This is a genomic window from Cupriavidus basilensis OR16 (genome assembly GCF_000243095.1).
GTDB lineage: Bacteria > Pseudomonadota > Gammaproteobacteria > Burkholderiales > Burkholderiaceae > Cupriavidus > Cupriavidus basilensis_D.
This window is the reverse complement of record NZ_AHJE01000028.1, coordinates 1-17,637: the sequence shown is the minus strand read 5'-3', so window position 1 is coordinate 17,637 and position 17,637 is coordinate 1. Positions and strand designations below refer to the sequence as shown.

General features: G+C 65.7%; 19 protein-coding genes. 13 read left to right on the top strand and 6 right to left on the bottom strand.

What is annotated here, in order from left to right; translation table 11 throughout:
• Complete coding sequence (locus OR16_RS11390; RefSeq protein ID WP_006158117.1) at window positions 1–1,629, top strand: FadD3 family acyl-CoA ligase; 1,629 nt, start codon at window positions 1–3, stop codon at window positions 1,627–1,629.
• Window positions 1,630–2,138: 509 nt separating this feature from the next.
• Here OR16_RS11390 and OR16_RS41155 read toward each other — a convergent pair.
• Genes OR16_RS41155 through OR16_RS11380 form a run of 3 tightly spaced genes read right to left on the bottom strand, consistent with a single transcriptional unit; the run spans window position 2,139 to window position 3,162 of the window.
• A complete protein-coding gene (locus OR16_RS41155) occupies window positions 2,139–2,363 on the bottom strand; it encodes a CDGSH iron-sulfur domain-containing protein (RefSeq protein ID WP_006158116.1) in 225 nt (74 codons plus the stop codon).
• 20 nt (window positions 2,364–2,383) lie between these two features.
• A complete protein-coding gene (locus tag OR16_RS11385; protein WP_237717025.1) occupies window positions 2,384–2,587 on the bottom strand; it encodes a CDGSH iron-sulfur domain-containing protein in 204 nt (67 codons plus the stop codon).
• A gap of 44 nt (window positions 2,588–2,631) precedes the next feature.
• Window positions 2,632–3,162 carry a flavin reductase family protein gene (locus tag OR16_RS11380; RefSeq protein ID WP_006158114.1) on the bottom strand — a complete coding sequence of 177 codons (531 nt, stop codon included), beginning with the start codon at window positions 3,160–3,162 and terminating at the stop codon, window positions 2,632–2,634.
• A gap of 293 nt (window positions 3,163–3,455) precedes the next feature.
• On the opposite strand from OR16_RS11380, the gene OR16_RS11375 reads away from it, so the two are divergent.
• The 4 genes from OR16_RS11375 (at window position 3,456) to OR16_RS11360 (ending at window position 7,178) form a co-directional block, all read left to right on the top strand.
• Window positions 3,456–4,346, top strand: coding sequence for a LysR family transcriptional regulator (locus OR16_RS11375; protein WP_006158113.1), 891 nt, complete (start codon window positions 3,456–3,458; stop codon window positions 4,344–4,346).
• A 173-nt stretch (window positions 4,347–4,519) separates the two neighbouring features.
• Window positions 4,520–6,082 (top strand): MFS transporter, encoded by a 1,563-nt coding sequence (locus OR16_RS11370; RefSeq protein ID WP_081488748.1) that lies wholly within the window; start codon window positions 4,520–4,522, stop codon window positions 6,080–6,082.
• A 61-nt stretch (window positions 6,083–6,143) separates the two neighbouring features.
• Window positions 6,144–6,542 (top strand): cupin domain-containing protein, encoded by a 399-nt coding sequence (locus OR16_RS11365; RefSeq protein WP_006158111.1) that lies wholly within the window; start codon window positions 6,144–6,146, stop codon window positions 6,540–6,542.
• A 75-nt stretch (window positions 6,543–6,617) separates the two neighbouring features.
• Window positions 6,618–7,178, top strand: a complete 561-nt coding sequence (locus OR16_RS11360) for a helix-turn-helix transcriptional regulator (RefSeq protein WP_423739650.1) — start codon at window positions 6,618–6,620, stop codon at window positions 7,176–7,178.
• Window positions 7,179–7,301: 123 nt separating this feature from the next.
• Here OR16_RS11360 and OR16_RS11355 read toward each other — a convergent pair whose 3' ends face one another.
• The 3 genes from OR16_RS11355 to OR16_RS11345 form a co-directional block, all read right to left on the bottom strand.
• The gene (locus OR16_RS11355; RefSeq protein ID WP_050982941.1) at window positions 7,302–8,192 is read right to left on the bottom strand and encodes a Bug family tripartite tricarboxylate transporter substrate binding protein; all 891 of its coding nucleotides are present in this window, start codon (window positions 8,190–8,192) and stop codon (window positions 7,302–7,304) included.
• Between the two features lie 116 nt (window positions 8,193–8,308).
• Window positions 8,309–8,662: a cupin domain-containing protein gene (locus OR16_RS11350; protein WP_006158108.1), complete on the bottom strand. Its 354-nt coding sequence runs from the start codon at window positions 8,660–8,662 to the stop codon at window positions 8,309–8,311.
• Window positions 8,663–8,754: 92 nt separating this feature from the next.
• Window positions 8,755–9,957, bottom strand: a complete 1,203-nt coding sequence (locus OR16_RS11345; protein ID WP_237717024.1) for a porin — start codon at window positions 9,955–9,957, stop codon at window positions 8,755–8,757.
• A gap of 464 nt (window positions 9,958–10,421) precedes the next feature.
• On the opposite strand from OR16_RS11345, the gene OR16_RS11340 reads away from it, so the two are divergent.
• The 8 genes from OR16_RS11340 to OR16_RS11305 all read left to right on the top strand — a co-directional run.
• The gene (locus OR16_RS11340) at window positions 10,422–11,318 is read left to right on the top strand and encodes a VOC family protein (RefSeq protein ID WP_006158106.1); all 897 of its coding nucleotides are present in this window, start codon (window positions 10,422–10,424) and stop codon (window positions 11,316–11,318) included.
• A 4-nt stretch (window positions 11,319–11,322) separates the two neighbouring features.
• Window positions 11,323–12,213, top strand: a complete 891-nt coding sequence (locus OR16_RS11335; protein ID WP_006158105.1) for a CoA transferase subunit A — start codon at window positions 11,323–11,325, stop codon at window positions 12,211–12,213.
• Window positions 12,214–12,239: 26 nt separating this feature from the next.
• Window positions 12,240–13,043 (top strand): CoA-transferase subunit beta, encoded by an 804-nt coding sequence (locus tag OR16_RS11330; RefSeq protein WP_006158104.1) that lies wholly within the window; start codon window positions 12,240–12,242, stop codon window positions 13,041–13,043.
• Window positions 13,044–13,051: 8 nt separating this feature from the next.
• The gene (locus OR16_RS11325; RefSeq protein WP_006158103.1) at window positions 13,052–13,942 is read left to right on the top strand and encodes an enoyl-CoA hydratase; all 891 of its coding nucleotides are present in this window, start codon (window positions 13,052–13,054) and stop codon (window positions 13,940–13,942) included.
• A complete protein-coding gene (locus tag OR16_RS11320) occupies window positions 13,939–15,048 on the top strand; it encodes an NAD(P)H-dependent flavin oxidoreductase (RefSeq protein ID WP_006158102.1) in 1,110 nt (369 codons plus the stop codon). Before OR16_RS11325 ends, OR16_RS11320 begins: the two co-directional genes overlap by 4 nt.
• Window positions 15,049–15,060: 12 nt before the next feature.
• Entirely contained in the window at window positions 15,061–15,879 is an 819-nt protein-coding gene (locus OR16_RS11315; RefSeq protein ID WP_006158101.1) for an enoyl-CoA hydratase family protein, read from the top strand.
• A gap of 9 nt (window positions 15,880–15,888) precedes the next feature.
• Window positions 15,889–17,058, top strand: a complete 1,170-nt coding sequence (locus tag OR16_RS11310) for an acyl-CoA dehydrogenase family protein (RefSeq protein WP_006158100.1) — start codon at window positions 15,889–15,891, stop codon at window positions 17,056–17,058.
• Window positions 17,059–17,110: 52 nt separating this feature from the next.
• A partial coding sequence (locus tag OR16_RS11305; RefSeq protein ID WP_006158099.1) for an acyl-CoA dehydrogenase family protein occupies window positions 17,111–17,637 on the top strand: 527 nt, incomplete at its 3' end.

Here is a 17,637-nt window from a genome sequence, read left to right as displayed (position 1 = left end):
ATGATGACAACTGACACCATCGAAACCGCCCCGGAGTTGGCCGATGCCGCCAGGGCGGGGCAGGCCGCTCCCACCACCATCCCGGAGCTGGTGCGCTCGACCGCCGCGCGCCACGGCGCGCGCATCGCCATCCAGGAGGATGGGCTGCGGCTCAGCTTCACGGCGCTCGACGCGCTGCGCGCGGAGGCGGCGCGCGCGCTGCTCGCGCTCGGCGTGGCGTCTGGCGACCGGGTCGCCGTGTGGGCGCCCAACCTGTCGGAATGGATCGTCGCCGCCCTGGCCACGCACAGCATCGGCGCGGCGCTGGTGCCCATCAATACCCGCATGAAGGGCATGGAGGCCGGCGCGATCCTGGCCGACAGCGGCGCGCGGGTGCTGTTCTGCATCGACGACTTCCTCGGCGAGAGCTATCCGGAAATGCTGGCGCCGCACCGGCCCGCCACGCTGGAGCGCGTAGTGGTGCTGCGCGGGCGCGCGGGGCGGCAGATGGCCCCGGACGAGCTGGCATGGGCAGACTTCCTGGCCCTGGCGCCGCGCACCGGCGAGGCGGAGTTCCATGCTTGCGAGCGTGCCGTGACCGGCGACTGCCTGATGGACATCATGTTCACCTCGGGCACCACAGGCCGCCCAAAAGGCGTGATGACCGCGCATGCGCAGAACCTGCAGGCCATCCACGGCTGGGCCTCGATTACCGGCGTGGAGGCCGGCGACCGCTACCTCATCGTCAATCCCTTCTTCCACACCTTTGGCTACAAGGCCGGGTGGCTGGCGGCGCTGGTCAGCGGCGCCACCATCCTGCCGCACCTGGTGTTCGATGCCGAGGCCGTGATGACGCGCATCGAGAACGAGCGCATCACGGTGCTGCCCGGCCCGCCAACGCTCTACCAGACACTGCTGAACAATCCACGCCTGCTCGAGTTCGACCTGTCCTCGCTGCGCGTCGCGGTGACAGGGGCGTCGGCGATCCCGCCCGTGCTGATCCAGCGCATGCGGCGCGAGCTGGGCTTTCGCCACGTCTTCACCGGCTACGGCCTGACCGAGACGTGCGGTTTCGTCACCTTGACCCGCGCCGGCGACGATGCCGAGATCGTGGCGCTGACCTCGGGCCGCGCCATGCCCGGGGTCGAGCTGCGCTGCGTGGATGGCGCAGGCCAGCCGGTGCCGGCGGGCGAGCCCGGGGAGGTGACAGTGCGCGGCTACAACGTGATGCGCGGCTACTTCCAGCTACCGGAGGCCACCATAGAAGCGATCGATGCGGGCGGCTGGCTGCGCACGGGCGATATCGGCACGCTGGACGCGCGCGGCAACCTGCGCATCACCGACCGCATCAAGGATATGTTTATCGTCGGCGGCTTCAATTGCTATCCGGCCGAGATCGAGAAGCTGCTGGTATCGCATCCGGCGATCGCGCAGGTGGCGGTGGTGGGCGTTGCGCACGAGCGCCTCGGCGAGGCGGGGAAGGCCTTTGTGGTGCTGCGGCATGGTAGCAGGGTTGGCGCTGACGAGCTGATTGACTGGGCGCGCCGGCATATGGCCAATTACAAGGTGCCGCGGGAGGTGGTGTTTGTGCAGACGTTGCCGACTAGCGCGGCGGGGAAGATTCTTAAGTATCGGTTGCGGGAGGGGTGAATGGGGATGGGGGTGGTTTTTGGCTTCTAGGTGCTGATGCTGATAGGCGTGGGTGGGCGGGGTTTTATGGCCTCTAGCTGCTGGCGCGGCTGTACAGCGATCCTTGCAGGAGGCTGGCTTGTCGGGGTTGCGCAGCCCGGTGGTTTCGTCGTCAGGCCCCGAGTTCTAATAACCTCATGCCGTTACCGGTTTGAATGGCCACGATCCTGCCAATGGCGCTGGTTTCGCAGTGAGGCCCCCGGTAGCGGCTCCCTGCCCATTCACACATCTGCCGGTACCGGCACGGAGTGTCACGATATATCACGCCGTGATGGTTTCGTGGTGGGATGGGCGCGGTGAAGAGGATCTTGGTTCTTTCAATCCGGTGCCACCGCGCCCACGACGCAAACGGGGCGCTTGCAACTTCGTGGCCGGCCACTTCGCGAGTGGCAGACGCCTGGATGTCGCGCCACGGTGCGGCGCGCGCAGGCAACTTTCGTCGATATGGCCACGGACGCCGTGCGGCCGGCTCAGCTTGCCGCTGGCCGCAATGGCGCATCGGACTTTACGGTGCATTCCCAGCGCTCGGCGCGATGCGCGCCGTCGCAGTATGGCTTGCTGGCCGATTTGCCGCAGCGGCAGAGCGAGAAGATGCCCTGATGGGGATAGCGGTTGCCATCGGCATCAACGAGATCAAACTCTCCGGTCACGTGGAGGGGGCCGGAATTCATCACGCGGATTTTAGTAGTGGACATGACTGTTCTCTTCAGCGATTTCAAGCATCTTCGATCGGCGTTGGCAAGGGCGCGCGCGGGCAACTGACGAATTCCGCGGCCGTATGCGACGCGTCGCAAAACGGTGGTCGCAGCGTGCGGCCACAGCGGCAAAGCAGGCACATCTTGCGGCGGCGAAACGCCACGCCGGCGTCATCTACCAAGTCGAAATCCCCCGTCACTTGCAGCGGGCCGTCGTCGGTCAAGGTAATTGTGGTGGTCATGGGAATCGTTGAGTAAAAGGCAGGATTCAGGCATCGAGCGGCGTGCGTCTACTGTCCGGATGGACTGCATCGACAGGCTCCCCAAGCGCATGGAACTGACCGCGACTGCACACAAGCGGCCGGTCATCGGTGCGATGAAGCTTGACCACTTCGCCAACGAGAATCGTGTGGTCGCCGCCATCGTAGGCCGCCCAGCGGCGGCACACGAACCAGCCCATCGTCCCGGTGAGCACGGGCGCGCCGACGTGCCATAGGTATGGAGGCGTCCAGCGCTCGCTCATGCGATTGGCGAAGTAATGACCGTGAAAGGCCTGGCTTTCGCTGAGAATGTTGATCGTGTAAAGGCAATCGTCACACAACAGCGCATGCGACTTCGCCGTCTTGGCGACGCTCACTGCAACCAATTGAGGCTGGACCGAGACGGCGGCGAACGAGCTTGCCGTCATGGCGTGCATGCCACCATGGCCGTCGGCCATTGAGATGACCGTCACGCCAGTGGTGAAGGCACGTAAGCCCTTGCGGAATTCTTCGGGATCGATGGGTACGGTATCAAGCACTTCGTGGTCTCCTTGTTCGCCTGCTGCCGGGCGGAGTACCCAATCGTCGCAACGCGGTGACGGCGTGACAAGCCGGGGCGGCGCAACGGCGTGTTCCCGTGCGGGAACGGGGGGAGACACGTTGAAGGACTCTGCTCGGAAACCCGCATTGACGGCCGTCGCGGCGCACTTGTACGCTGTCCAGCCGCCGTCAGGCTGTCGGCCGGCGCGCAAACGGCTTGCTGTCTTGCGCCCCGGACGTGTCTTCGCCTGCGCATGCGCCAGGAGACCAACTGCATGTCCCAAGCCTATCCATGATCGAGTTGGTAGACATTCGCGTTTTCGCGAAAATTTGCGAGTTGATGAGCGTCAGCGCGGCGGCCGAGGTGTTGGGCATGCCGAAATCGTCCGTGAGTCGCAGCCTGACGCGGCTTGAGGCGCACCTCGGCGTGGCCTTGCTGTACCGTTCGAATCGCAAACTTGCCCTGACCGATACGGGGCTGCTGTTCGCCGAGGACGCGCGCAAGATTCTCCTGGACGTGGAAGAGGCCGAGCAGAAGGTCGGGCAGATTCGTCATACGCCGCGCGGATTGCTGCGTGTCAGCGTGCCGGTCACGCCTGGCCAATGGATGATTGCGCCGCTGGTCGCCGATTATCTGCAGCTGTATCCGGAAGTGCAGATCGCCTTGTCGCTGACGAGCCACAAGATCGATCCGATGGCCGACGAATTCGACGTAGTCATCCGTACGGGCGCGCTCGAGGATAGCGGGCTGGTGGCCAAGCGCCTCGGCACAGTATCGCTGATGCTGCTTGCCGCTCCGGCCTATCTCGACATACATGGTGCGCCCAAGACGCCGGCAGATCTCGCGCAGCACTCGCTGCTCGACATCTACGCGGGCAACATCGAATGGCGTCTGTACGATGGCACGGAGGTCGAAACGGTGCAAGTGCACACCCGCTTCTCGGCGAACGATACGAGCACGATTCGCACCGTTTTGCTGGGGGGACTCGGTATCGGATGGTTACCCGACTACCTTTGCCAGGAGGACCTCGCATCGGGCCGGTTGGCGCACGTGCTGCCGCAGTGGAACCGAGGCGATCGCGACATCCATGCCGTGTTTCCGCGCCATCGCACGGTCTCGCCGAAGGTGCGTTCCTTCATTGATTTCCTTAGTGAACGATTCCGATACGCGGGCTCTCGCTGAGTGCGCCGGCAGGGCCCGGGTGTGCCCCGGCAGCCGCTGCCACCTCAGTGCCGTCGCTCAGCCGCGCCCGGCAATGTGGGGCGGTCAGGCCGCCTTGAACGAGCGGGTCTTGGTGTAGGCGAACTCTCGCACGCCCTTCCACGCCGACCTCGCGACCGTCGTCTGAGCAGCGAATGCCGTCAAGCGGCGCCGCGCCGACAGAACCGCCAACGCTCACGCATGTCAGTGCGCGCAGCGGTGGCCAGCGCCTCTCCGAAATCCTTTCCGGCCGTGACGGTATGGAGGGCGCCGTTCGGCAGGCCAACCGCGGCGGGAGCCGCGTTGTTCCAGCCTGGGAACATCGTTTTCGCAAAGCCATCCTTCGAGCACGGCAAATTCGTTGCATGATGACGATCAGTGCGCGATCACGCCGATGCGCGGCGCGCCCAGTACACAAGAAGCCTCGCGCACGGAGACTTGCGATGACCACCAATTTGCTCAGCCCCTACCATCCACTCGCTGATGCCCCGCCTTCGGGAAGGCTGCGCTGGCTGGTTCTGCTGATCGCCTGGGCGGCGCTCGTCCTGTCCACCGCCTGCCGTCTCGCCTGGGGCTCTCTCGCCATTCCGATGGGCCAGTCGTTGTCGCTGCCGCTCGTGGCGCTTGGCATGTTTGTCACGGCGTTCTATTTCGGCTACGTGCTCTCCAATATGGTCTGTGGCTTTGCGACGGATCGCGTCGGCGGCCGTATCGCGTTGTCGACGTCGCTTCTCGGGCTATCGGTCGCGACCTTTGGCTTCTCCTACACGCCATCGCTGGCTTTCGGCCTCGCGCTGCAGGCGCTCATGGGCCTGACCGCCGGCGCTGATTATGCAGCCGGCGTGAAGCTCATCACAGTATGGTTTGGGAAGCACGAGCGAGGTCGTGCCTTCGGCTTCTTCATGAGTGCGTCGTCGGTGGCGGTCATCGTGACCAATGCGGTCCTGCCGGCCTTTGTCGAAGCATACGGCTGGCGCAATGGGTACCGAGGGCTGGGCGTGCTGGCGCTGGTGTTCGCGCTGGTTTGTGCCATCGCCGTGCGTGACCGGCCACGTGCAGGCGTCGTGGCCGGCGGCGAAACAATAGGCCAGGCCGGCGAGGGTGGCGGCTTGCGTGCGCGCATTGGCGCGCTGATGACGCGCAATTTCCTGCTGCTGGCGCTGGCCGGTTGCGGCGCTTTCTGGGGCACGCTGGGGTTCTCGTCGTGGGCGATCCCGCTGATGGTCAAAGGCTACGGCATTCCCGCCGTGCAGGCGGGCTTCATCGTGGCGACGGCGGGCGTCGCCGGGCTGTTCGCCAAGCCGACGGTCGGCTGGCTATCGGACCGGCTTGGCGCAAGGCGCAAGGCGCTGACCGTTGTCTCCTTGCTCTTCTTCAGCGCAATGCTGCTTGTGTTCGGGCAGCTCCACGACTTGATGGCATTTCGCATCGCCGCCCCCTTCATCGGTGTGGGCGCCTTTATCTACAGCCCGTTGCTGGTGACGATGGTCGCCGAGCAGGCAGGACTTGCCAAGGCCGGTTCAGCCGCCGGCGTTGCCAACGCAGCGTGGCAATTGGGATCCGCGCTGGCCCCCGCATTTGTTGGCTTGGTGTTCCAGGCGACGAGTTCGTTCTTCTCCGCGTTCGCGGTACTCGCAGCAGGACCATTGTGCGGAGCTATCTGCATGGTTCTTGTCAAGGAGTGCCAGGGCGCCGACGAGCGCCGCGGTAAGGAATAGGCCGCAAGACGGACCTTGGATCGCACCACCGCGCACAGACTTTCAGGCAAGGAGTTCAACAATGAAGCATGTCACGCAGACCTTCGATACGCCGTGGACCCCACATCAGATCGAGGGATCGAAGGGGTTCGAATTTATCTTCAACATTCTCGGCAACGAGTACACGGACGCCTACAACCTGGATATCGTGCGGGTCGCGGTCGGTGGCTATTCGCCGTTGCACATCGATCCCGATAACCATGCCTTCTACATCATCAGTGGCGTGGGAGATATCGACATTGCCGACTCCTGTCACCACGTGCTTCCGGGGGCGGTGGTGCGCATTCCGCGGGGTGTGGTGCATGCGATCCGCAACAAGGGCGACTCGGAGCTGCTGTTGCTGACCATCTACGACCCGCCGCGCATGCGCGCAAGGAAGAACGGCGTCGTCATACCCGTCGATCAGGCGGATCCCGATTGACGGCTATGGAGACAGGAATGACAAGGCCTGTGATCGTCGGAGCCGACCCAGGCCGGCCGGCGCGCCGCCGAATGCTTGGGCGCGGCGGCGCCGGAGCAGTCATCGCTTCCCCATGGCATGGCGCTCGCGAGCGCGCCATTGGGCGGGTGGTTGCAGCAGCTTCAACTGGTGACTAGCTCGCCGGAGCTGCTGCTTCGCGCCAGCGAGAATCCCGGCGTCGCACGGCAACTTGAACTGCTGCTGCTCGCGTTGCTGGCGGTCGCGCATGAGGGGGCGGTGAGCTTGGTCAGGCGCGGTGCTCCTCTGCCTGGCTTCGTCAAGCGGGCGGAGGCGTTCATTACCGAACATCTGGCGGAGAAGCTTCAGCTCGAGGACATATCTCGGGCAGTGGGTGTAGCCGGCAGGACGCTGCGTGATGGTTTTCAGCAATTCAAGGGGACAAGCCCAATGCAATACCTGCACGCGGTCCGCCTGGAGCGTGCCCGGCAGGTCTTGCATTCCGCGCCTGCGGCCGTCCGTATTGCCGATGTCGCGCTCGCTTGCGGCTTCAGGCATCTCGGCAGGTTTTCGATTGCTTACAAGGAAAGGTTTGGCGAGTCACCATCGGAAACACTCAGGAAATCCCGGGCGATCTAGATGGCAACTGCGCAGTTGGCGCAGCGTGAACAGGGGCCGTTGACGCGGCGCCGACAGGCGCAGCCGGCCCGTCAGGATGGAATGCGCCTCGCCATGGAGAGCGAACCGGGCCGGAGTGGCGACCTAGCGCAACTGGATTTTTCGACTCTCGACCACCGGTCTCCACCGTGCCAGGTCGTCGTGAACCGTGGATGCGAACTGCTCCGGTGTGGAGGCCACGACTTCCATGTACTGCGTGGCCAGTTTCGACACGACCCCTGGCTCCTGCAGCGCACGAGAGGTCTCTTCGCGCAGGCGGGCGACGATCTCGGCGGGCATGTTCGCTGGCGCGATGATTCCCATCCACGAGGTTGCATCGATGCCGGAAATGCCGGCCTCCTTCAGGGAGGGGACCGTGGGCAGAAACCTGGATCTTTCGCCCGTCGCCACGGCAAGCGCCCTGATCTTCCCTGACTTCAGTTGTGGCAAGAGGGCTTGCGCGGGTAAACACGCCATGTCAACCTCTCCGGCAACAAGGGCCATGACCGCCTGAGGTGTCCCGCTATAGCTGATCGGCACTATCTCCGGCCGGATCAGCTCACCTACGTTTGCCGCGGGCAGGGGACTCCTCACGACCAGCACGTTGGCCTGTTTGACCGCAACGGAAATATAAGACAGATCCTTGGCGGGATCATAGGATAGCTTGGCGTTCAGGAGACGATTCAGGACCAGGGGGCCGGGAGGCGAGATGCCGATGGTGTAGCCACCAGGGTCTGCCTTGGCGACGGCATTCACCGCGATTGCGCCGCCCGCGCCGGGCTTGTTATCGACCACGACGGGCTGACCCAGGCGCGTCCGAAGGCCTTCGGCAAGTATTCGGGCAAAGATGTCCGGTGTAGCACCGGGAGTCGAAGGAGTGATCAGTTTGATTGGATGTTCAGGCCAATCCGCTGCTCGCGCCGGCAGTGCGCCAATACACCAAACGGCAATAAAGGTGGCTCGCAGCCGCCTTCGCAGAAGAGCATCCGATTCCATCCGCATTTCCTTGCTCCTTAATGTTCGCCTTGCGCTGTGGGGAGACATCGGCAACGCGTGCTCCCGATATCGGTTCATTGGCCGGGCAAGTACATCTTCTCCGGGCTCCGCATTTGTTATTTGCGGTCGCGCGCAGGGTCGTAGATGGCAAGGAATACAAGCGTCGACGTGCTCTCGTTCCTGACCTCGTGAGGGATGCCCGGCAAGATCTTGACGACCGAACCAGGTCTCACACGATGGACTTCCTCTCCGATCGTTATGGATGCTTCGCCCTCAAGGATGAAGAATGCATGGCGCGCCTTGTCGATATGCGAGGCGGAGTAGCCGCCCGGCGCTACGCGCACCAGGTCGACGCTATACGCATCGGTGTACTCCGCGCCGATGATGCTGGGCATCAGCTCGTAGCCCTGGAGGGTATCCGCTTCGAACGCGCGCCATGGCGCAGAATCGGTATGTATTACGGGTGTCATCTGTCGCCTTTGGAAAGGGAATGAATCAGTCGATTGTCTGTCGGCATTGCGTTGCGCAAGAATGACGGTAGGGCAGAAACTGAAAAACGCGCTCAGAAAACGTGCTTGATGCCGAGCGTGGCGGTCGTGGACCTGGGATTGCCGGGGCCAACCGAATTTGCCGGCCGCTGAACGCCGCCACTTCCCAGTGCGTATTGCGATCCATTTCGGTTATCGATCGTGGCGAGGGAGCCATAGACCAGCGTCCGGCGGGAAAAGCTGTACTCACCACCGATGGCGATCCAGGTCGCGTTCCGGTTGCCGGGGTCCACCTTGTAGTTGGAGTGGTCGTTGACTCTGACGACCTGGGCAATTGCACTGAACTTTCCGATTGGAATCCGAACGCCGAGATTGGCCAGCCGGAATTCGCTCGCGGACGTTCCCGTTACGCCTCCAGCGCGCGCCAGGGTGCCGGTACATGTTGAGCACGCGTTCTTTTCGTCAGTAAAGCCCGCGTAGAATTTCGCGAAGCCGGCGTCGTAGCTGCCGCCGACAATGAACGAGTTGATGGCTCCGCTTGCCCCTGTCCCGCTGTCCTGCTTGCCCCATGCGGCGTTCAGGTCGAAAGGTCCGTCAAGGTACCGGGCTGATAGTCCGTACACATCACCCAACTCGGCGGATCTCTCTCCGGGGGCGAAGAGTGCGGTAAAGGCTACGGCCTTCCATTCCTCGGGCGAGTAATACTTGATGGCGTTATCCACGCGGGCCGTTACGACTTGCGGGAGGACCTGTTGAGTGGTCGCGCCACTGCGCGTCAGCGCGATGAAGCCTCCGCCGCCCATCCAGTAGAAGGCATCCACGTTCGCGTTGGTCAGGGAAGCCGGTGTTGGCTGGCGCCCCAGGAGAAGGCTGCCAACCTCTTTCTTGGCCAGGCCGACCGCCGCTTCGCGTCCGAACAAGCGCCCCCCCTGGCCCAGGGTGCCGTCATCGGCTGCGAAGCCGCTGACGAGCCGGAACGTGGCACTAAGGCCCTGCCCGAGATCCTCCGTGCCGTCCATGCCCCACCGGCTGCCGGCATCGCCGCCGGAGATTTGCCGGGCGGTTGTGCCTTTGCCAGAACGGCCGACGTCGACGCCGGCGTCGACCACTCCAAAAAGGTGGAGTGCGAACTCGGCATTTGAGTCCATGGCCCAGAGCGCCAGGAGCGGTACCAGCCATGACCGGACTCGGGCGGCGTGTTTCATTTTCATATCAGCGTTTCCACATTTATTTTTATCCCATACACCTGGCACGGCTTCGGCCGAAAGATATTTCAAGAAGCACACCGGTCGCTTTCTTTCGCGGATTCTTTATTTGATTCAACGCGAATCGTCATTTAGTGAGTGATCGGAGTGTAATTTGCGGTGTTTTTGCGAACAAGGCTGTGGATTTGACAATGCTGTTCCAGCCAAGGAACATAATCGAGTACTAACCCTGATTGATATCGTGCGAGTGAAGGGAGCCGTGCACCGCGGCGGCACCATATTCCGCAACCTCCGCGTCATCGAGCAGAATGCTGTCGATGCGGCCATGCGCTGGATCCGCCACTCCGACACACAGCTAAAGCCCGAGACATCGAAGTACTTCGATCCTTCCCGGCGAATCATCTCCAGTCCAAACGCTACGGCCCACTAGTCCCAACAGACGATGTCCGCCTCCCGCTTCCGCTGAACAATGGCTTCACCAACCTGCCGCACCCAACGCGGCAGCAAATGAAATCCAAGAACAGCGAGGAGGCAGCATGATGGACATCCGAGCGCTCGGCTATATCGTGGTCGAGTCCACCGACACCGAACGCTGGCGCCATTACGGCGAGCAAGTGCTCGGCATGGCGTGCACCAATGCGCCCCATGGCGCGCTCTACCTCAAGATGGATGAGCGCGACTACCGCTACCTGATCGTGGCGGGCAAGCAGGACCGCTACCTGGCATCGGGCTGGGAGCTGGCCGGCGAGGCGGCCTTCAACCATGCGCTCGCCACGTTGCGCGCGGCAAACGTGGAAGTCACGCAGGCCAGCGAGACCGAGCGCATCCAGCGGCGCGCGCAGGCCATGGCCTGGTTCACCGATCCTTCCGGCAACCGGCACGAGATCTTCTGGGGCATGCGTTCGGACTTCCTGCGCTTTGTCTCGCCCATCGGCGTGTCGTGCTTCGTCACCGATCCGCTGGGTGCGGGGCACTCCGTGCTGCCGGCGCCGGCCTTCGATGAAACCTACGCCTTCCTGCGCGATGTGATGGGCTTCGGCCTGTCGGATATTTTCCGCGCGCGCTTCACCACGGATCCGGCCGAGCCGGAGAAGCGTATCCATTTCCTGCATTGCGGCAACGGGCGGCACCACAGCCTGGCCACCTTCGAGGCGAGCGCGCCCAGCGGCTGCATCCATGTGATGGCCGAGGTGCAGGACATGACGGAGGTGGGCCGCGCGCTCGATCGCGCGCAGCAGCACGGCGTGGCGCTCTCGGCCACGCTCGGCCAGCACTGCAACGATCGCGTTGTTTCCTTCTACATGAAGACGCCCGGCGGCTTCGACCTCGAGTTCGGCTATGGCGGGCTGGTGGTCGACTGGAGCCAGCACGCCGCCTACGAAGCCACCCGGGTCAGCCTGTGGGGCCACGATTTCAGCATTGGATATCGCTAGAACTATGCGCAAGACACTGGACAAGACCATGACCGCGGCCGACGTGGTCGCCCGCCTCGCCGATGGCATGACGATCGGCATCGGCGGCTGGGGCCCTCGCCGCAAGCCGATGGCGCTGGTGCGGGAAATCCTGCGCTCGCCGCTGAAGGATCTCACCGTGGTGGCCTACGGCGGCCCGGAAGTCGGCATGCTGTGCGCGGCGGGCAAGGTGCGCAAGGTGGTGTTCGGCTTCGTCTCGCTCGACGTGATCCCGCTGGAGCCGCATTTCCGCGGGGCGCGCGAGCGCGGGGAGATCGATGTCTGGGAACTCGACGAGGGCATGTTGCAGCTTGGCCTGCGCGCCGCCGCAGCGCGCCTGCCGTTCCTGCCCACGCGGGCCGGGCTCGGGACTGACGTACTGGCCCACAACGCCCAGCTCAAGACCGTCCGCTCGCCCTACGCCGATGGCGAAGTCCTGCTGGCGATGCCGGCCATCGCGCTCGACGCAGCGTTGCTGCATGTCAACGAGAGCGATGTGCTGGGCAACACCCGCATCGACGGCCCCGATCCCTTCTTCGACGAATGGTTCGCGCGGGCGGCCGGTCAGTGCTATGTGAGCTGCGAGGTCCTGCACGACCGCCTGGAGGACGAAGACCTGGCACGGGCGCGCAACAACCCGTTCGAGCGCGCGCTCGTCAGTGGCGTGGTGCACGCGCCGGGCGGCGCGCATCCCACGTCCTGCGGGCCTGCCTATGGCTTTGACCTGCCGCAGTTGAAGGCCTACTGCGCCAGTGCCGAGCAGGCGGCGGGCTTCGCCACCTACCGCAAGGACGTGATCGGCGGCACCGAAGCCGGCTACCTGGACAAGATCGGTGGCATGGGCCACGTGCTGGACCTGCCGTTGCCGGTCCTTTGAACCCGTCACAAGGAGAAGGAGCCATCGTGAGCGCCACTCAACAATTCACTCTCGCCGAACTGATGATCGCCGCCGCGGCCCGCGCCTGGCGCGACGACGGCGAGGTCATGGCCACCGGCATCGGTACCGGCCCGCGCATCGCGGCCGGGCTGGCGCGGTTGCTGCACAACCCTGGCCTGATGCTGACCGACGGCGAAGCCTACCTGGTGGAAGAGCCGGTGCCGCTGGGGCGCCGCGAGGCGGGCTTCAAGGTGCGCGCCAGCGGCTGGATGGGCTATGCGCGCGTGTTCGACTGCCTGTGGGGCGGGCGCCGGCATGCCCTGGTGATGCCCACCCAGATCGACCGCTTCGGCCAGGCCAACATCTCCATGCTCGGCGGCACCCATGCGCAGCCAAAGAAGCAACTGCTTGGCGCGCGCGGTTTTCCCGGCAACAGCATCAACCACGCCAACTCTTTCTTTGTGCCGGCGCATAGCCCGCGCGCCTTGGTCGCCGGCGAGGTCGATATGGTGTGCAGCGTGGGCTACAACCCGGCGCGCCAGATCGAAGGCATGCGCAGCTTTGTCGACTTGCGGGTGATCGTGACCGACCTGTGCGTGATGGATTTCACCGGTCCCGGTCACGCCATCCGCGTGCGCTCGCTGCATCCCGGCGTCAGCCTGGAGCAGGTGCGGGTGGCCACGGGCTTCGCACTGGCCAACGCATCCGGGGAAATACTGCCGCAGACCCCCGCGCCCACCGCGGAGGAACTCGCCGTCATCGTCCGGCTCGATCCGCACAACCTGCGCGCCACCATCGTGCGCGACAACCCGGCCGTGCGCGCCGCGTGAGGAACACCATGTCATCGCAAGCCAACGAATCCCTCGGGCTGGGCCCCAACGCCGAGGTGCTTTATGCAGCGGCCGACGGCGTGGCCACCGTCACCATGAACCGGCCGCAGTACCACAACGCGCAGAATTCCAAGATGACCTACGCGCTGGACGAGGCATTCCGGCGCGCGGCTGCGGACGACGCGGTCAAGGTCGTGATCCTGCGCGGCGCCGGCAAGCACTTCTCGGCCGGGCACGATATCGGCACGCCGGGCCGTGACATTGGCGAGTCGTTCGAGCGCGTCTCGCTTTGGCCCGACCATGTGGGCAAGCCGGGCGGCGAGATGCTCTACACCCGCGAGCAGGAGGTCTACCTTGGCATGTGCCGCCGCTGGCGCGACCTGCCCAAGCCGACCATCGCCGTGGTGCACGGCGCCTGCATCGCCGGCGGCCTGATGCTGGCCTGGGTGTGCGACCTGATCGTGGCGTCGGACGATGCCTTCTTCGCCGATCCGGTGGTGCGCATGGGGATTCCGGGCGTCGAGTATTTCGCGCACGCCTACGAGCTTAACCCGCGCATCGCCAAGGAATTCCTCTTCATGGGCGAGCGCATGGATGCCCAGCGCGCCTACCAGATGGGCATGGTCAACCGCGTGGTGCCGCGCGAGGCGCTGGAGGCCACCGTGCAGGGCATGGCGGCCAAGATCGCGCAGATGCCACGGCTGGGCCTGAGCCTCACCAAGCAGGCCATCAATCACGTGGAAGAACTGCAGGGCAAGCGCGCCGCCATGGATGCCGCCTTTGCCTGGCACCACTTCGCCCATGCCCACAACGAGCTGGTCAGCGGCGACAAGCTGGGCGGCTTCGACGCACGCGCCATGGCGGCGTCGCAACGCACCGGCGAGGAGAAGGCGGCATGAGCGGCGCACCCCTGCATACCGTGCTGTGCGACTTGCTGGGTTGCCGCTACCCGATCGTGCAGACCGCGATGGGGTGGGTGGCCGATGCCCGCCTGGTGGCCGCCACCAGCAATGCCGGGGCCTTCGGTTTCCTGGCCGGCGCCACCATCGAGCCGGGCGATGTCGAGCAAGAGATCCTGCGGGTGAAGGCGCTCACCGGCCAGCCCTTCGGCATCAACTTCCATATGTTCCAGCCAAACGCGGACGAGGTGGTCGAGATGGCCATCCGCCACCGGCTGCGCGCGGTCAGCTACGGGCGCGGGCCGGACGCCGCGATGATCGGCCGGCTCAAGGCCGCGGGCGTGGTGTGCATGCCCACCGTGGGCGCGGCCAAGCACGCCGCCAAGGCCGTGGAGCTGGGCGCCGACGTGGTGACCGTGCAAGGCGGCGAGGGCGGCGGGCATACGGGCGGCACGCCCACCACGCTGCTGCTGCCGCAAGTGCTGGACAAGGTGGCGGTGCCGGTGGTGGCCGCGGGTGGCTTCTTCGATGGCCGTGGGCTGGCGGCGGCGCTGGCCTACGGTGCAGCGGGCATCGCCATGGGCACGCGCTTCCTGATGTCCAGCGAGTCGCCGGTGCCCAGGCAAACGCTGGAGCGCTACCTGGCAGTCCGGGATGCGGCGCAGATCCGCGTCTCGCTTGCCATCGACGGCCTGCCGCAGCGGATGATCGACAACCGCCTGCTGCTGGCGCTGGAGCAGGCCGGACCGCTGCGCCGCACGCTGATGGCGCTGGCCACTGCCCGCCAGTGGCGCCAGCACAGCGGCATGGGGCTCGCGCAGATGCTGGCGGTTGGCTGGCGCGCGCTGCGCCAGCACGACTACACCGCGGCGCAGACGCTGATGGCGGCCAACGCGCCCGTGCTGATCCAGCGCGCCATGGTCGAGGGCCATCCCGACGAAGGCGTGCTGCCGAGCGGACAGGCCGCGGCGGCCATTGGCGCCATTGAATCCTGCGAGCAGATCGTTGCCCGCATCGCTGGGCAGGCCCAGGCACGCCTGGCCGCCCTGGCGGGGCCAGCCAGCGCCAGGCCGGAACGCAGCAACCCCATCCAAGCCATCCATTGAAGGCAGACGTTCATGACAACGACGAGATCAAGCGAGCCGGTAGCACAGGCCGGCAGCGGGCCCTTCCACATCGAGGTACGGGACGGCGTGGCGGAACTGGCGATCGCCCATCCCCCGGTCAACGCGCTGGACAGCGCGGGCTGGCATGCGCTGGCGGCGGCCATCGAGCGGCTCGGCAGGGATGATGCCGTGCGCGTGATCGTGCTGCGCGGCGAGGGGCGCGGCTTCTGCGCCGGGGTCGACATCAAGGAGCTGGCGGCCCACCCGCAGCGCATCGTGTCGGTCAACGCCGGCAACTACGCCACCTTCCGCGCGGTCCACCGCAACCCAAAGCCTGTGATCGCGGCGGTGCACGGCTTCGTGCTCGGCGGCGGCATCGGCATCTGTGGCGCGGCCGACATCCTGATCGCCGCCGAGTGCGCGCGCTTCGGCGTGCCGGAGATCGACCGTGGCGCCATGGGCGGCGGTGCCCACCTGCAGCGCATGTTTGGCGTGCAGAAGGTGCGGGCGATGTATTTCACCGGCGACATGATCGACGCCGCCGAAGCCTACCGCCTGGGCGCGGTGGAGCGGGTGGTGCCACGATCGGCACTGCGCGATACCGCGCTGGAGATGGCGCGGCGGATCGCGCAGAAAAGCCCGGCCATGGTGCGCCTGGCCAAGGAGGCGCTCAACGGCGTGGAGGACGGCAACCTCGAGGACAAGTACCGCTGGGAGCAGGGCTTCACGCTGCAAGCCTATATGAGCGCGGATTCCGACGAGGCGCGTGCCGCCTTCGTCGAAGGGCGCGAGGCGCGCTTCGCGGCGCAGGCTCCCACCGTCAACGCCTGAGGTTGCCAGATGCATCTCGAATACACCGAACGCCAGCAGGCCTTCCGCGCCGAGATCCGTGCCTGGCTGGCCGAGCGCGTGCCGCGCGCGCCGCTGGCCAGCTTCGACACGGCCGAAGGCTTCGCGCAGCATCGCGACTGGGAGCGCACCCTGTACGAGGGGCGCTGGAGCATGGTCACCTGGCCGAAAGAGTTGGGCGGACGCGGCTGCGACCTGATCGAATGGCTGATTTTCGAGGAAGAGTACTGGCGGGCCGGCGCGCCGATGCGCGTCAACCAGAACGGCATCTTCCTGCTCGGGCCGACCTTGATGGAGTTCGGCACGCCGGAGCAGAAGGCGCGTTTCCTGCCGCGCATGGCCGCCGGCGAGCACGTATGGGCGCAGGGCTGGTCGGAGCCGAACGCGGGCTCCGACATGGCCGCGATCCGCTGCACCGCCATCCGGCAGGGCGACGAGTACCTGCTCAACGGGCAGAAGATCTGGTCGACCCGCGCGGTCTGGGCCGACTGGCTGTTCGGCCTGTTCCGCACCGATCCCGGCTCGTCGCGCCACCACGGCCTGACCTTTTTGCTGATGCCGCTGGATACGCCCGGCATCACGGTGCGGCCAATCCGCCAGCTCAACGGCCTGACCGGCTTTGCCGAGATCTTCTTCGACGATGTGCGGGTGCCGGTGGAGAACCGCCTGGCGGCGGAGGGCGCCGGCTGGCAGGTGGCGATGGCGACAGCCGGCTTCGAGCGCGGGCTGATGCTGCGCTCGCCGGCGCGCTTCCAGGAGACCGCGCGGGCGCTGGTGCAACTCTACCTGGAACATCGGGAGCAGGCCGATCGCGATCCCGCATTGCGCGACGCGGTCACGCGCGCCTGGATGGATGCCGAAGCCTACGCGCTGTCCACCTACGCCACCGCCAGCCGCCTGCTCAAGGGCGGACATATCGGCGCGGAGTCCAGCACCAACAAGGTGTTCTGGTCCGAGCTGGATATCCGCATGCATGAAACCGCGCTGGCGATCCTCGGCCAGCGGGCAGAGCTGGTGTCCGCGGCAGACGCGACGCAAGGCACGCTCGGTGCCTGGCTGGACGGTTTCCTGTTCGCGCAGGCCGGACCGATCTACGCGGGCACCAATGAGATCCAGCGCAACATCGTCGCCGAACGCATGCTGGGGATGCCGCGCGCCTGAGCGCGCAGCGGCAGACCGTTCGGCATCGTCCCCGACCCAACCGTGAACCACGATGGAATTCGCATTCAACGAAGAGCAGCAACAGTTCGTCGATTCGATCAGGCGCTTCCTGATGACCGAAGTGACGCCCGAGCTGACGCGGGAACAATGGAGCAGCGCCAGCGGCCGCTCCGATGCCCTTTGGCAACGGCTGGCCGGGCAGGGCCTGACCGCCGTGCTGGTGCCGCAGGCTTGCGGCGGCCTGGGCCTGTCCGAAACCGAGTGGGCGTTGCTGGCGCAGGAGTGCGGCTACTTCGCCCTCGCCGAGCCGCTGCTGGACACCCGTGAACGCTGCGAAAGCTGGCTGCGCCGCATCGCGGATGGCAGCGCGCGCGTGGCGGTGGCGCATCCGGGGCAAGCCTTGGTGGCCGACGCCCATGTCGCCGATGCCATCCTCTGCGAGCACGGCGGCGCGCTGCATCTGGTGCTGCCGGCGCAGGCCACGCTCGCCGCGCACGCCAGCCTCGATCCTTCACGCCGGCTTTTCGCACTCGCCTGGGCGCCGCGCGACGGCAGCCTGCTGCTGCCCGCGACGGCCGC